The sequence below is a fragment of the Microbacterium sp. Gd 4-13 genome (assembly GCF_003095395.1).
Lineage (GTDB): Bacteria > Actinomycetota > Actinomycetes > Actinomycetales > Microbacteriaceae > Microbacterium.
On record NZ_QEIJ01000001.1, the window covers coordinates 316856 to 331066 of the forward strand.

General features: G+C 69.6%; 17 protein-coding genes. 10 read left to right on the forward strand and 7 right to left on the reverse strand.

Annotated features, from left to right (window positions below):
• The first annotated feature begins 70 nt into the window (after window positions 1-70).
• A complete protein-coding gene (locus DEA06_RS01435; protein ID WP_116646774.1) occupies window positions 71-322 on the forward strand; it encodes a UDP-N-acetylmuramyl pentapeptide phosphotransferase in 252 nt (83 codons plus the stop codon).
• Window positions 323-359: 37 nt separating this feature from the next.
• Here the strand turns inward: DEA06_RS01435 and DEA06_RS01440 are convergent, their stop codons facing one another.
• Both DEA06_RS01440 and DEA06_RS01445 read right to left on the reverse strand, forming a co-directional pair.
• On the reverse strand, window positions 360-1640 hold the full coding sequence (locus DEA06_RS01440; RefSeq protein ID WP_116646179.1) for a DNA recombination protein RmuC: 1281 nt from the start codon (window positions 1638-1640) through the stop codon (window positions 360-362).
• A gap of 33 nt (window positions 1641-1673) precedes the next feature.
• Entirely contained in the window at window positions 1674-2279 is a 606-nt protein-coding gene (locus tag DEA06_RS01445; RefSeq protein ID WP_116646180.1) for an exonuclease domain-containing protein, read from the reverse strand.
• A 161-nt stretch (window positions 2280-2440) separates the two neighbouring features.
• Between DEA06_RS01445 and DEA06_RS01450 the strand changes: the two genes are divergently transcribed.
• The 4 genes from DEA06_RS01450 to DEA06_RS01465 all read left to right on the forward strand — a co-directional run bounded on the left by DEA06_RS01450 (window position 2441) and on the right by DEA06_RS01465 (window position 5878).
• Window positions 2441-3190, forward strand: coding sequence for a class I SAM-dependent methyltransferase (locus DEA06_RS01450; RefSeq protein ID WP_116646181.1), 750 nt, complete (start codon window positions 2441-2443; stop codon window positions 3188-3190).
• A 61-nt stretch (window positions 3191-3251) separates the two neighbouring features.
• Complete coding sequence (ychF, locus tag DEA06_RS01455) at window positions 3252-4325, forward strand: redox-regulated ATPase YchF (protein WP_116646182.1); 1074 nt, start codon at window positions 3252-3254, stop codon at window positions 4323-4325.
• Between the two features lie 35 nt (window positions 4326-4360).
• On the forward strand, window positions 4361-4819 hold the full coding sequence (locus DEA06_RS01460) for a DUF4262 domain-containing protein (RefSeq protein ID WP_133241689.1): 459 nt from the start codon (window positions 4361-4363) through the stop codon (window positions 4817-4819).
• A 63-nt stretch (window positions 4820-4882) separates the two neighbouring features.
• Entirely contained in the window at window positions 4883-5878 is a 996-nt protein-coding gene (locus DEA06_RS01465) for a GNAT family N-acetyltransferase (protein ID WP_116646184.1), read from the forward strand.
• Here the strand turns inward: DEA06_RS01465 and DEA06_RS01470 are convergent.
• The gene (locus tag DEA06_RS01470) at window positions 5861-6601 is read right to left on the reverse strand and encodes an AraC family transcriptional regulator (RefSeq protein WP_240606753.1); all 741 of its coding nucleotides are present in this window, start codon (window positions 6599-6601) and stop codon (window positions 5861-5863) included. The genes DEA06_RS01465 and DEA06_RS01470 overlap by 18 nt on opposite strands.
• A 97-nt stretch (window positions 6602-6698) precedes the next feature.
• Between DEA06_RS01470 and DEA06_RS01475 the strand changes: the two genes are divergently transcribed.
• Window positions 6699-7121, forward strand: coding sequence for a DUF2000 domain-containing protein (locus DEA06_RS01475; RefSeq protein WP_116646185.1), 423 nt, complete (start codon window positions 6699-6701; stop codon window positions 7119-7121).
• Between the two features lie 31 nt (window positions 7122-7152).
• Here DEA06_RS01475 and DEA06_RS01480 read toward each other — a convergent pair whose 3' ends face one another.
• Window positions 7153-7809: a histidine phosphatase family protein gene (locus DEA06_RS01480; protein WP_346427017.1), complete on the reverse strand. Its 657-nt coding sequence runs from the start codon at window positions 7807-7809 to the stop codon at window positions 7153-7155.
• A 316-nt stretch (window positions 7810-8125) separates the two neighbouring features.
• Here DEA06_RS01480 and DEA06_RS01485 point away from each other — a divergent pair, with 316 nt between their 5' ends.
• Both DEA06_RS01485 and DEA06_RS01490 read left to right on the forward strand, forming a co-directional pair.
• Complete coding sequence (locus DEA06_RS01485) at window positions 8126-8905, forward strand: alpha/beta hydrolase (protein WP_116646186.1); 780 nt, start codon at window positions 8126-8128, stop codon at window positions 8903-8905.
• 33 nt (window positions 8906-8938) lie between these two features.
• Window positions 8939-10588, forward strand: a complete 1650-nt coding sequence (locus DEA06_RS01490) for an ABC-F family ATP-binding cassette domain-containing protein (protein WP_116646187.1) — start codon at window positions 8939-8941, stop codon at window positions 10586-10588.
• Window positions 10589-10616: 28 nt separating this feature from the next.
• On the opposite strand, the gene DEA06_RS01495 is transcribed toward DEA06_RS01490, so the two are convergent.
• Complete coding sequence (locus tag DEA06_RS01495) at window positions 10617-10967, reverse strand: LysR family transcriptional regulator (protein ID WP_116646188.1); 351 nt, start codon at window positions 10965-10967, stop codon at window positions 10617-10619.
• A 63-nt stretch (window positions 10968-11030) separates the two neighbouring features.
• Between DEA06_RS01495 and DEA06_RS01500 the strand changes: the two genes are divergently transcribed.
• On the forward strand, window positions 11031-11750 hold the full coding sequence (locus DEA06_RS01500; RefSeq protein ID WP_205781198.1) for an SUMF1/EgtB/PvdO family nonheme iron enzyme: 720 nt from the start codon (window positions 11031-11033) through the stop codon (window positions 11748-11750).
• Window positions 11751-11891: 141 nt separating this feature from the next.
• Here the strand turns inward: DEA06_RS01500 and DEA06_RS01505 are convergent, their stop codons facing one another.
• Window positions 11892-13274, reverse strand: a complete 1383-nt coding sequence (locus tag DEA06_RS01505) for a flotillin family protein (protein WP_116646189.1) — start codon at window positions 13272-13274, stop codon at window positions 11892-11894.
• A 139-nt stretch (window positions 13275-13413) separates the two neighbouring features.
• Between DEA06_RS01505 and DEA06_RS01510 the strand changes: the two genes are divergently transcribed.
• Entirely contained in the window at window positions 13414-14016 is a 603-nt protein-coding gene (locus tag DEA06_RS01510; RefSeq protein ID WP_116646190.1) for a hypothetical protein, read from the forward strand.
• A 16-nt stretch (window positions 14017-14032) separates the two neighbouring features.
• On the opposite strand, the gene DEA06_RS16435 is transcribed toward DEA06_RS01510, so the two are convergent.
• Window positions 14033-14194: a hypothetical protein gene (locus tag DEA06_RS16435; RefSeq protein ID WP_165817896.1), complete on the reverse strand. Its 162-nt coding sequence runs from the start codon at window positions 14192-14194 to the stop codon at window positions 14033-14035.
• Window positions 14195-14211 lie beyond the last annotated feature (17 nt).

Consider the following 14211-nt stretch of genomic DNA (forward strand, 5'->3'; position numbering starts at 1 on the left):
GATGCATGGCAAAATTGACCCCGGTGTCAACGGCGATGCTTCCGTGATCACAGACGTGAGGGGAGTGGACATGTCCGCTCAGTCGAGCCAGTCCGCACCGCAGACCGGTGCCCAGGCGGTCGTCGCCGACGCCGTGGCACACGCCGCCGCAGCCGCGGCCGTCGCAGCTCCGATCGACCCCGCGCGTCGGCCCGACGTGCTGTTCCGCGTGCGACGGGAAGAGGGCCACGAGCCCAGCGTCTGGTGGATGATCGGCGCGTTCGTGATCGTCTCCGGCGCCGTCATCTCGCTGCTGAGCTTCGTGCCCGGCGGAGCAGGCTGATCTCTCCCGTTGCGCCGATCGGCGCCACGTCGGCTCCCTAGAGCCGTCCGCGAACGTCGCCGAGGTCGGCGATGGTCGACGGCGCCGCATCGTCGAGGCCGTCGAGGAGTTCGGGCGCCGTCCACCGGCGCGTGCTGCGGTCGATCACCGCGGGGGCCGAGGCCGCCTCGAGGCGGGTGTCGTCGATTCCGGGGAACTTGCGCGCGCTGACGAGCACGCGGCTTTCGAGCGACCCCGCGAACTTGTTGTACGAGTCGACCGTGCGTTCGATCGCCCGGCGAAGGTCGTCGGCGTGCCCGGCGAGGGTGCCGATGCGCTCGTACATCTCGGTGCCCAGGGCGAAGAGCTGCCGCGCCTCCTGCGAGACGTCCTGCTGCGTCCACGTGTAGGCCACGGTCTTGAGCACGGCCCAGAGGTTCACCGGTGATGCGAGTGCGACCCGCTTGCCGAAGGCGTAGTCGAGCAATGCCGGGTCGTGCTCGAGTGCGGCCGACAGGAGGGATTCGCTCGGGATGAAGCACACCACGAACTCGGGACTCGATTCCAAGCCCGACCAGTAGCTCTTCTTCGCCAGGGCGTCGACGTGCGCCCGCACGGCCCGCGCGTGTCGGTCGAGCAGCGACGCGCGTCGCGCGGCTTCTTCGCCCTGGGCGGTGAAGGGGATCGCGCTCGCCTCGAGGTAGGCGTCGAACGGCACCTTCGCATCGATCGCGAGCGTCTTATCGCCGGGGAGCCGCACGATCATGTCGGGACGCCCCGCGCCGGCCACCGTCGAGATCGTCGCCTGCGTGTCGAAGTCGACGTACCGCATGAGGCCCGCCGCCTCGACCACGCGGCGGAGCTGGGTCTCGCCCCACACGCCACGGGTGCTGCTCGAGCGCATCGCCGACGCAAGGGCCTCGGTCGTGGAGCGCAGCGCCTCGTCGGATTCATGCGCGCGCCGCAGCTGCTCGCTCAGCGATCCGAACTGCATCCCGCGCTCGCGCTCCAGTTCTTCGACCTTGCGATGCATCGTCTCGAGGGAGTCGCGCACGGGCGCGAGCGCCCGAAGCACCGTCTGCTCTCGACGCTCGCGTTCCTCGCGCGCGGCCTGATCGGCGCGTGCCTGACCCGCGAGGTCGCGGTAGAGCAGCTGCTGGTGGTCGAGCTGCGCCTGCACACCGATCCTGGCCGCGTCAGCCGCGGCGAGCCGGGCCGCAGCATCCGCCTGATCGCGCACCGCACGCGCGTTCGCGCGACTCGTGCCGACGACGAAACCGGCGGCGAGACCGAGGGCGACGCATATGACCAGCGTCAGGAGGAGAACAGGTGCGTCCATGTCGTCAGGATGCCGCAGCCCTCCGACATCGCGTCACGCCACGGCGGAGAGGGCCGGAACGGCGGGCTCGGCGATGGCGATCCGGCCCATGCGCACGCCCGCGGATGCTGCGAGATCGGCGATGTTGCTCACACCGGCTCGCCGCGCGGCGTCGATGACGATGTGCGCGCACGCGAGCGAGTCGGCGACGGCGTCGTGATGGTCGAACTCGCTGAAGCCCGCCTCGGCGGCGACGAAGGGCAGCCGGTACGACGGGAGCTCGTACGTCTTGCGCGCGAGCTGCAGGCTGCAGAGGTAGCGGTAGGGCGGGCACTCGTCGCCCGTCGCCTCGCAGGCCCGGCGCAGCACGGCCATGTCGAACCCGGCGTTGTGCGCGACGAGCACGTCGGCCCCGGCGAAGGCGGCCAACGGCGTGAGTTGCTCGGACCAGCCGAGGGCGTCGGCGCAGTGCTCGGGGCGGATGCCGTGGATGCCGATGTGGAAGTCGAGGAACTCGTCGTGGCCCGGCGGGGGCTTGATCAGCCAGCCCGCGGTCGCGACGACCTCGCCGTCGCGCACCCGGGCGAGTCCCACGGAGCACGCCGAGGCACTGCTGGAGTTCGCCGTCTCGAAATCGATAGCGGTGAAGTCCAGGGGCACGGATCCAGGGTCGGATGCCGGAGTGGGCACCCGGGGGAGGCGCGCCGGGGCCGACACAACTCCGGCAGGACGACGCCGCAGGCGCGGAAGCGGCGGTTCGCGTCGCGGGGCGGCCCGCGACGTCCGTTCTGAAGGCGGCGTGTCGGTCGTAGGGTCGATGCATGGCCGATCGCACGGAGATGTCGAGATCGTTCGGGGCCGAAGCCGCCGCCTACGAGGCCGGTCGCCCCGATTACCCGCTCGAGGCGGTCGAATGGATGCTGGAGCCCATCCGTCGCTCCGGGCATACGCCGCGGGTGGCCGACGTGGGTGCGGGAACCGGCAAGCTCACCCGCGTTGCCCTGGCGGCGGGGGCGGAGGTCGTCGCGGTCGATCCCGACGCCCGGATGCTCGACACGCTGCGCGCCCACGTCGCCGGGGTGCCGACCCGTGTCGGCACCGCCGAGAAGCTTCCGCTGCCCGACGGCTCGCTCGACGCGGTTCTGGTCGCGCAGGCGTGGCACTGGGTCGACCCGGAGGCCGCCTCGGCCGAGGTCGCGCGCGTGCTCGGCGACGGCGGAGTGCTCGGGCTCGTCTGGAACCTGCGCGACGAGAACGTCGACTGGGTGCGCCGTATGACCGAGGTGATGACGCCGAGCAACGCCGAGCTCATGCTCGCTCAGGGGACGCCTCCCGTGGGCCCGCCCTTCGGCGAGTTCGAGCATCGGGGCTGGACGTGGAGCCGACCCATGACCCGCGAGACGCTGTTCGCCATGGCGCGCTCGCGCAGCTACTCGGCGACGGTCGACGATGCCACTCGCGCCCGCATGACCGCGCAGCTCGGCGAGCTGTTCGACGACATCGGCGCGACGGGTGACGCGGTCGTCGAGCTCCCGTACACGACGGAGGCGTTTCGCTTCCTGCGCCCCTGACGGACCGCCCTTGACGCGCCGGGCGGAGGGTGCAGCATCCGCCCGCCTAGACTTGGTGCCCGTGGCTCTTACCATCGCGATCGTCGGACTGCCCAATGTGGGCAAGTCCACCCTGTTCAACGCTCTGACGAAGAGCACGGTTCTCGCGGCGAACTATCCGTTCGCCACGATCGAGCCGAACGTCGGCGTGGTGAACCTCCCCGACCCCCGGCTCGACCAGCTCGCCGGGGTCTTCTCGAGCGAGCGCACCGTGCCCGCCGCCGTGTCGTTCGTCGACATCGCCGGCATCGTGCGCGGCGCGAGCGAGGGGGAGGGGCTGGGCAACCAGTTCCTCGCGAACATCCGAGAGGCCGACGCGATCGCGCAGGTCGTGCGCGGATTCGCCGACGGCGACGTCGTGCACGTCGACGGCGCGGTCAACCCGCAGAACGACATGGAGACGATCAACGCCGAGCTGCAGCTCGCCGACCTCCAGACGCTCGAGAAGGCCATCACCCGGTACGAGAAAGAGGTGCGCGGCAAGAAGCTCGACCCCGTCGTGCTCGAGACCGCCACCGCCGCGCGCGACGCGCTGCAGCGCGGCGAGGTGCTCTCCGCCACGTCGATCGATCTGGCTCCGATCCGCGAGCTGGGCCTGTTGACTGCCAAGCCCTTCATCTTCGTGTTCAACGTCGACGAGGCGGTGCTGACGGATGCTGCGCGCAAGGCCGAACTCGCAGCCCTCGTCGCTCCTGCCCAGGCCGTGTTCCTCGACGCGAAGATCGAGTCGGAGCTGATCGACCTCGACCCCGAGGACGCAGCCGAGCTGCTCGCGTCGACCGGTCAGGACGAGTCGGGCCTCGACCAGCTCGCCCGCATCGGCTTCGCCACCCTCGGACTGCAGACGTACCTGACGGCGGGTCCGAAGGAAGCGCGCGCGTGGACGATCCCGCAGGGCTCGAAGGCCCCGCAGGCGGCGGGCGTCATCCACACCGACTTCGAGAAGGGCTTCATCAAGGCCGAGGTCATCTCCTTCGCCGACCTTTTGGAGCTCGGCTCGGTCGCCGAGGCCCGCGCGAAGGGCAAGGCCCGCCTCGAGGGCAAGGACTACGTCATGCAGGACGGCGACGTCGTGGAGTTCCGCTTCAACAACTGACATCCCGCGCGGTGGGCGCCGCTAAGGTCAGGGTCATGGATAGCCCGAACGAGCGCGCGTTCGCCGACTTGAAGCGAATGGTCGACACGTACGGCTGGGCGGTGAGACACGTACTCGGCATCGCGTCTGCCGCACCGTTCTCCTACACGGTTGGTCTCACGACGAGAGGGTGGGACGAGCTCCTGATCACCGGCCTGCCTGCAGACGTCGCTGACGTCTTCATCAGGAATGCGGTGGACGAACAGGAATCGAGAGGAGCGTTCCAACCGGGCGATCGCACAGATGCCCTTACGGAGTCGGGCTCGGTGGCGCTTATCCGGGTCGATGACCGCCGCGGGTTGACGGCGGCCGAGAGGATGCTCGGCGACTTCGAAGCACTTCAAATGGTGTGGCCGGATTCGAGCGGCAATCTCCCGTGGGATATCGGCTATCGCAATACGCCAGAAGCACAACCGGTCCTAGGTCCAACTCCGAGGCCGAATCGTGCGCCGTGATGCTCATCGGTGGCGTAACCCGGTGGAGTTCCGCTTCAACAACTGACGGACACGAGGCAGGGCATGAGCGGTGTGGGTGTCGACGTGACCGCTCCTGTGCTGCATCCGCTCGAGACCTCTGATCGTCCGGGATTCATCACGCGCCTGCAGGCCGCCTTCGATGCCGGTGCGGCGGCCTTCGGGAACGAATCCGACGAGCCGGTGATCTCCGAAGCGGAGATCCGTCAGTCGATGGATCAGCCGGGTGCCGCAACGTGGGACGTCCGACAAGATGGCAGACGCGTGGGTGGCGCCGTCGTCTGGATCGGCGAAGATGGGCGCCGAGCATCTCTGGACCTGCTGTTCATCGACACAGCCGAGCAGGGGAAGGGCCTCGGCAAGAGGGTGTGGGCCTGCATCGAGGCTCGCTATCCCGCGGTCGAGGTCTGGAGAACCATGACCCCGTACGAAGACACGAGGAACATCCATCTCTACGTCAACACGTGCGGCTTCCACATCGTTGAGTTCTTCCACCCGGGTCACCCCGATCCGAGCGAACCTCCTCGAGCCGGGAGCGCGGGGGAAGCATCCGGTGCGGATCTGATGTTCGCGTTCGAGAAGAGGCGTTCGCCCGCGGATGACGACGCCCGCTCAGACGTGCGCGTCGATGGGCCGCAGGACGAGAATCCGGTGGAGCTCCGCCCCGATGACCGAGGGGGCGTTCTGGGGACGGAAGGCGTCACAATGCGGCGACGGCTTCGAGACGGATTCGATGCGACGTCCCTCGCGCTGGCGGACATCTTCCAGACTTGGGACGTGCTCGGTGTGTACGAGGACGAAGACGACCGGCCCGAGGATGACGAAGAGTACGACGACCTGGTGAGCCCGATGCGCGTCTGGCTGTCGAGCGGCATGACCCCGGAAGAATTGAGCCGGTCACTGACGGAGAAGCTCGGACGCCACTATGGCCTCTCCCCGGAATCGCCCTTGGCTGCACTCGACTTCACGTCGCGAGTGCATTCGTGGTGGCATTCATCCGCACGACCGGGCCCAGTACGCGGGTCAGCGCGCGAGGGATGAGCGGAAACGGGCGGGCGTGGTGCCCAGCAGTTTCACGAAGTGTCTCGTGAGGTGCGCTTGATCGTGGAATCCCGCCTGCGCGGCTGCGCGCGCGGGGCGATGCCCGCTGATGAGGAGTTGGCGTGCGAGGTCGACTCGTCGTCCGGTGACGTAGCGATGGGGCGGGAGGCCGAAGGCCGCGACGAACGACCTCGAGAGATGGCTGGGATGACTGTTCAGCAGATCGCTCGCCTCCGCGAGTGACACGGCGCCGGGCAGTCGTGCCTCGAGAAGCTCGCGGAGACGGCGGGCAAGGCCATGGTCGCGGAACGACCGACCGGTGTCGTCGGCTCGCGCGGCCACAGCATCCGAAAGTTCGATGAGGGCTTGTTCCGCGGCGAGCCCTTCGCCGGGGGTCGCCAACGCCCGATGTGCGCGGCGCGTGGCAGCCAGGAGATCGACCCGAGTGGTCCGGTCGACGATGGCGCCGATTCCGGACCGAGAGACCCATGACGCGTCGAGATACGCCACGCGCTTGGCGAAGCCCGCCGCGCCGGGAGCAGCGCGTCCGTCGTGAGCGACCCCCGGCGGAAGCAGAGTCGCGGCGGCGTTGTCGGCGATATGCGCTCGGCCGCCCAGGGTGTAGACCACCGCACCTTCGTCGACCAGCATGAGCGCCCAGTCGGCGTGGGCGTGCAACGGATAGGCATGGGTCGTCATCCGGGCGTGGAGGACTTCTCTCACCCCGGGCACCTCCGATGGCCACACATGCATCTGTGTGAGCTCCGCCATGCGAGAAACGTACAAGACTCCGCCCGCCCCCGTGACGGATCGTGGAGCCATGACCGACGAACCCGTGCGCTTTCCCACCCGCATCGCCCTCATCCTCCGCGACGATCTCGAGCCGTGGCAGAGCGTCAACGTGGCCGCGTTCCTCGCGAGCGGCGTCGCCGCTGACACCGCCCTGCTCGGCGAGCCGTACGTCGATGCGGATGGCACCGAGTATCTGGCGATCTTCGGACAGCCCGTCATCGTCTGGGAAGGGGACGGGGAGGTGTTGCAGGGTGTGAGAGCGAGAGCCGTCACGCGTGACCTCCGTGTGTCGGTCTACGACCGGCGGATGTTCGGTACGACCCACGACGCGGCGAACCGCGAGGTCGTCGCCGCATCCGCCGGTGTCGACCTCGACCTTGTGGGTGTAGCCGTGCACGGGCCGAAGAACGCCGTGGATCGCATCCTGAAGGGTGTTCCCCGCCACCGGTGATTTCCGGGCACAGGGGCTCACCGCGCGGCGGTCAGGACTCCGAGGGCTCTAGGGGGAGCTCGAGCCCGTAGTTCCACGACATGATGGCGGGCTGCTCGCGGTAGAAGCTCAGAACCGACACCGATCCGGCATCCAGGGTGATCTGAGCCCCGAAACGCGGTGCCATGCGCAGGAAAACGGCGGTCAGGATGCGGAGGAAGTGGCCGTGGGCCACGAGTGCCACGTCGCCGTCGACCATCGCGGGGAGCACCCGCGTGAGCACGCGCGAGGCGCGTCCGGCGACCTCTTCGACCGTCTCGCCCGGCGTCTCCCCGCGGATCACGCCGTGGGTGAAGGCGCTCCAGTTGTAACCGAGCTCTTCACGGATCTCGCGTGTCGTGCGCCCCTCGTACCCGCCGTAGTCCCATTCGACGAGCAGCGGGTCGATCTCGGGGTGCAGGCCCGCGAGCTCGGCGGTGCGTCGCGCGCGCTCGAGCGGAGACGTCAGCACCAGCGAGAAGTCGTACCCCGCAACCAGACGGCCGGCGCCGCGGGCGAGGTCCTCGCCGCGAGCGGTGAGGGGGATGTCGGTGAGTCCGGTGTGCTTGCCGCTCTTGGACCATTCGGTCTCGCCGTGGCGGAGGAGAACGAGCTTGCCCGAGGGGTTGTCGGGTGCGGGCCGGTCGGGCAGCGGGTCGTTGGTGATCACACCGCAACCGTACTGTCCGCCGGGGCGAGAACGGCGCCGATCGGGCGGGCGCTCTCACTCGCCCGGCCATAACTCAGGATGAATGGTGCGCCGCGGTGGCGAGATCCGCATGTTTCCAGGGCGCCGCACGGGGTAGTGCAGCATCCATCCTGCGTTCTGGTCGGACGTTCTGCTCGGGCGGCCGGTCGGACGTTCTGCTCGGGCGGCTGGTCGGACGTTCTGCTCGGGCGGCCGGTCGGGCGTTCTGGTCGGAAGGGGGAGCAGGTCCGGTGGCCGGCGTCCGTCACCGGGCCCGGCGGTCGGGGAGAATGGAGGCATGACGATCAGTGCCCCGCAGACCTTCGAACCCGACGGCCGTTCCATCCCCTTCGTCGACGAGGGCGAAGGGCACCTGCTCGTGCTCCTGCCCGGTCAGGGTCTGAGCATCGCCTCGCTCGGCACGCTCGCGCACGTGCTCGAGGAGGAGGGCTTCCGCATCCTCCGCATCGGCGTGCGCGCGCAGTCGCCCGACACCGCCCCGGTCACCCTCCACGACCTCGGCCGGGACGTCGTCGACGTGCTCGACCACCTCGGCATCGGTCAGGCCTGGATCGGCGGCCACGGCTTCGGCAGCACGCTCGCGCGCGTGATCGCCCGCGACCACGCCGACCGCGTCGAGGGCCTCGTGCTGCTCGGCGTCGAGGGGTCCGAACCCGTCTCCGCCGATGCGTCCGCCGCTCTCGATTCGGCCTTCGCCGCGGCGACGGCGGCCGAGGCGGGCGACGCCATCCGCGTTCTCGCGGGCGAGGCGGTCGACGCGGGCTTCGCGTGGAACGTCTTCTCGCGCCTGCGCGACGACGATGCGCGCGCGCTGCAGGCGGCCGCACGGGCGGCGACCCCCGTCGAGGAGTGGGAGCCGCTGGCCGAGCGCATTCCGGTGAACATCATCCAGGGCACCCACGACCGCATCGATCTTCCCGAGACGGCCGAGAAGCTGCGGGCGACGGCCCCGACGCGGGCGAGCCTTGCGAGCATCGAGGGCGGCGGGTACCTCGCGGTGATCACGCACCCGGGCGAGATCGGCGCCGAGATCGAGGACTACCTCGGCTGGGATTGACCCGCCCCTCCGACACGGACGACAGGACACAAGATGACCGCGACACTCGTGGCTCGCGGTGTGGCCGGCGGCTACGGCCACCGCACGCTCTTCGACGCGCTCGACCTCACGATCGCCCCGGGCGACGTCGTGGGCGTCGTCGGGGCGAACGGCGCCGGCAAGTCCACGCTGCTGCGCCTTCTCGCCGGAGTGGACGAACCGCAGGCCGGCACCATCACCCTCGCGCCCACCGACGCCTTCGTCGGATGGCTGCCGCAGGAGCACGAACGCATCCCCGGTGAGACCGTCGCGCAGTACATCGGACGCCGCACCGGCTGCACGCGGGCGACGGACGAGATGGATGCTGCGGCCGCCGCGCTCGCCGATCCGTCGCCCCCGGACGGTGCCGACCCCGCCGACGTCTACTCGGCGGCGCTGGAGCGGTGGCTGGCGAGCGGCGCGGCCGATCTGGAGGAGCGGATCCCCGCGGTGCTCGCCGACCTCGGCCTCGATCTCGCGAGCGAGACAGAGATGACGTCGCTGTCGGGCGGTCAGGCGGCGCGGGTCGGACTCGCGGCCCTGCTGCTGTCGCGGTTCGACATCGCCCTTCTCGACGAGCCCACGAACGACCTCGACCTCGACGGTCTGGAGCGGCTCGAAGCCTTCGTGCGCGGCCTGCGGGGCGGCGTCGCGCTCGTCAGCCACGACCGGGAGTTCCTCGCGCGGTGCGTCACGCGGGTGCTCGAGCTCGATCTCGCCCAGGGGTCGAACCGTGTGTTCGGCGGCGGGTACGACGCATACCTCGAGGAGCGCGCGACGGTGCGACGTCACGCGCGCGAGAAGTACGACGAGTTCGCCGACAAGAAGGCCGACCTCGTCGCCCGCGCGCGCACTCAGCGCGAGTGGTCGAGCCAGGGCGTGCGCAACGCGATGAAGAAGGCGCCCGACAACGACAAGATTCGGCGGAAGGCCGCGACGGAGTCGAGCGAGAAGCAGGCGCAGAAAGTGCGCCAGATGGAGAGTCGCATCGCCCGCCTCGATGAGGTTGAGGAGCCGCGCAAGGAGTGGCAGCTCGAGTTCACGATCGGTGCGGCGCCGCGGTCGAGTTCGGTGGTGTCGACGTTGAGTTCAGCGGTCTTCACGCAGGGGTCGTTCACGCTCGGTCCGGTGTCGGTGCAGGTCAACGCGGGGGAGCGGATCGGCATCACGGGGCCCAACGGCGCCGGCAAGTCGACGCTGCTCAGGGCGCTCCTGGGTCGTCAGGAGCCCACCGAAGGAACGGCCGGTCTCGGCGCCAACGTGCGCATCGGGGAGATCGACCAGGCGCGTTCCCTCTTGGCAGGCACCCAGCCGTTGGCCATCGCCTTCGAGGCGTTCGTACCCGAGATGGGGTCGGCGGACGTGCGCACGCTTCTGGCGAAGTTCGGGCTCAAGGCCGACCACGTGAACCGTCCTGTCGACGAGCTGTCGCCGGGCGAGCGCACGCGCGCGGGGTTGGCGCTGCTGCAGGCGCGGGGTGTGAACGTGCTGGTGCTCGACGAGCCGACGAACCACCTCGACCTGCCGGCGATCGAGCAGCTCGAGCAGGCGCTGGAGTCGTACGACGGAACCCTGCTGCTGGTCACGCACGACAGGCGGATGCTGGACGCGGTGCAGATCGACCGCCACTGGCACGTCGACGCCGGTCGGCTCACCGAAGCCTGAGGCCGCAGGTCGCGAGGGACGGACGCCGTCAGCGCCCCTGGCGCTTCTTGAACGGCTTCGGCTGTCCTTTGACCACGGGAGCTCGGCCCGTTCCTTTCGACGCCTTCGCCTTGCCACCCGCGGGTGCGGGCACGTTGCCCGACGACACGGGGGTCTCGGCGATCTGCCGGCGGGCCTCGTCGAGGAACAGCTCGCCGGCGGGTGTGAGTGTCGTCTTGCCGTTCGCGCGTGTGAAGAGGGGGTGCCCGATCTCGTTCTCGAGCTTCTGGATCGCCGAGTAGAGCGCGGGGAGCGAGATGCCGAGCGATTCCGCGGCGCGAGGGAAGTGCAGCTCTTCTGCGGCGGCGACGAACCGCACGAGGGACTTGAGACGGCTCACCTCTCGAATCTAGCCTGGCGACCGCCCCGCCCCGACCCCGGGGCCGCGTGGCAGACTGCCGAGGTGACAGACATCGAGATGGCCCGGATCGGCGGAGGGGCTGTCGTTCTGTACGACGCCCGCCTCGAACGACGGTGGACGGTCGAGCTCGAACCGTTCGAGATCGGCGTCTACCCGGTTACCCAGGAGCAGCTGTCCGAGATCATCAGCGCACCCTCACCCGACCCGCGACGGCCCGCGACGGGGGTGAGCTGGCTGCGCGCGATCCGGTTCTGCAATGCGGCCTCGGAGTGGGAGGGACTCGACCCCGCCTATTCGTTCGAGGGTGAAGAGGTGACCTGGCACGTCGATTCCGACGGCTTCCGGCTACCGACCGAGGCGGAATGGGAGTTCGCCTGCCGCGCCGGTTCGACGGGTTCGCACTACGGCCCGCTGCGCGAGGTCGCATGGACGAGCGCGGACGGGGTGACGACTCCGCAAGACGTGGGCGCGAAGCATCCGAACCTCAACGGGCTCTTCGACACGCTCGGCAACGCGTGGGAATGGTGCTGGGATCTGCTCGATCCTGCACGCTACGGCGACTATCGGGTATTCCGAGGCGGCGGGTTCGCTGACGACTCGTGGACGGTACGCGCGTCGACCCGCCGCGGTGGGCATCCTCGCACGGGCCAGGACGACGTCGGATTCCGTCTCGCGAGGGGCGGATTCGACGGCACGGATGCTGCGCAGGGGTGGTCGGCGGCGCTGGATGCCGAACGGGGCGCGGCCGCAGACCCGCACTAACGAATCTCACAGCCGTCCGTGTCCCCCATATGGGGGACAAGACACTAGAGTATTCCGAGTTGGGCAACCCTCACTGCCCCTTCTCAAAGGACGCCCCCTCCTGGGCGGCGAGGGTTGCCCGACTTTCGAGCCGACCTGCTCTCAGGCGTCGGCCGGGGCGGGAGCCGCCTCCGGTGCTTCGCCCGGACGGCGGGCAGACGCATCGGCGAACGCCTCTCCGACCGCTCGGCCCTGGATGATGGCGGTCAGGTCGATTCCGGTCGCGGCGCGGACCGCGTCGAACGATGCGCGAAGCCCCGTCGCCGACTCGGTCGCGAGGTGTCCGCTGGCGCCTTCGCCACCGAGCACGGTGATCGAACCGACCTTGTCGTAGCCCTTGGCGAACTCGGTCATCATCGGCACGAGCGTCTCGAGCGCCCGCTGAGCGAGGAGCGCCTGCTGGTTCAGCGAGAGCGCCTCGGCCTCGGCGCTGATCGCTGCGGCTCGAGCCTCACCGGTCAGGCGCAGAGCGTCGGCGTCGGCCTCCGCCTTGAGTCGAACGGCCGTAGCTTCCTGCGCGGCGATCTGCGCCCGCGCCTCGGCGGCCTTGACCTGGGCGTACGCCTCGGCGTCGGCCTCCTGCTTGCGCTGGTAGAGGTCGGCGTCGGCGACGCGGCTGACCTCGGACTCCAGGCGGGCCTGGGTGTTCTGCGCCTCCTGGACGAGCACCGCCTGCTGACGCTCGGCACGGGCGAGGGCCTCTGCCTGCTCGGCCTCGGCGTTCGCGCGGCCGACCTCGGCCTTGGCGGCGGCGTTGTTCTTGTCGAGCGCGGTCTGCTCGATCAGGTTCGCCTCGTCGGTTGCGATCTGGCGGGCCCGGATCTCGCGGACGGCGTTGATGCGGGCCACCTCGGCTTCGCGCTTCACGCGCTCGACCTCGGTCGCACCGAGCGCGGAGATGTAGCCGTTCAGGTCGGTGATGCCCTGGATCTGGAACGAGTCGAGGATCAGACCCTGTGACGAGAGGTCTTGCTTGATGCCCTCGGCGATCTGATCCGACAGGCGCTGCCTGTCGCGCATGAGCTCTTCGACGGTCAGCGTGGCGACCACGCCGCGCAGTGCGCCCTCGAGCTGCTCGGTGGTGAACTGTTCGATGGCTTTGTCCTGCGAGGCGAAGCGCTCGGCGGCTCGGCGCACCGACTCGGGGTCGGAGCCGATCTTCACGAGGGCGACGCCGCTCACGTTGACCGTGACACCCGTCGACGACTGAGCGGTGGGCTCCATCTTGATCTGGCGGGCGCGCAGCGAGATCATCTCGGCGCGCTGCGTGAGCGGGTTGACGATGGCGCCGCCGCCGGTGATGACGGTGATGCGCGACGAGGTCACGCCGTCGGTGCTGCGCTGACGCTTACCGACGATGACGAGGGCTTCGTCGGCCTTCGCTACGCGGTACCACGCGCGGATCAGGAGGGCGATGAGGATCAGGGCGACGAGCGCCACCCCGACTCCGATCAGAACCAGAATTCCGATTCCTGCGATTTCCATGGGGTCTCTTCCGTCGTGCGTCGATAGTCGACGCGGCGGTATGCCGGCCACGTCCAATCTATCCGGGGCCTCAGACACGGAGTCAATCGGGGCAGCGGAACGCTCACACCGCGCCGGTCCGCGGCTCTAGAGTGGCCGCATGATCCGTCGTCGCGTCACCGCCCTCAGCGTCGCCGCCGCGGCGGCCGTCCTCCTCCTCGCCGGATGCGCCGGCAGCGCCGACCCGAGCGGGAGCCCGACGCTCTCGGCTTCGCCGACGGCGACGTCCGCATCGCCGACCCCGACTCCGACGCCGACACCTCCTCCGACGCCGACCCCGACGACCTCCACCGAGACGTTGCCGACGGACTGCGCGCAGCTCGGATCCGCCGCGACGCGCGCAGAGACCGTCGGTGACATGACTCTGCAGAGCGACGGTGCAGGCTTCATCCGTCCCGCGCCCGAGGGAGCCACCCTCGCTCTCGGGTGCGACTGGATCGTGGGTGAGGGGGCGGGGGTGCTGCTGCTCATCAGCACCGCGCCCGCCGCGAACGTCACCGCTGCGCTCCCGGGCCTCGCGTCGGAGGGGTACACGTGCCAGGCGGCGGAGGATTTCGGCGCGCAGTACTGCCTCCTGCCGGGGAGCGGCACCGACACGGAGGAAGCGATCGTCGCTCGCGACGACGTCTGGATCTACTACGCGACCGTGAACCGCAACGGCCGCGCCCTGCTGTCGGAGATCGCCTCGGGCATCTTCGGCTGAGGGCGCGGACCGTGTTCTAGCGGTTCGACGAGTCGCCGAGGTCGGTGTCGGTGTATTCGCCGGGGGTCACGTCGTCCTGGTGCGTGTCGCGCCCGTCCGGCGTCTCGACGTCGGTGTATTCGCCTTGGTCGGTGGTCTCGCGCTGGGCTGCGTCTTCGGGATGCTTGTGGTCGGTCATGGCCGCCTCCTCGGGGT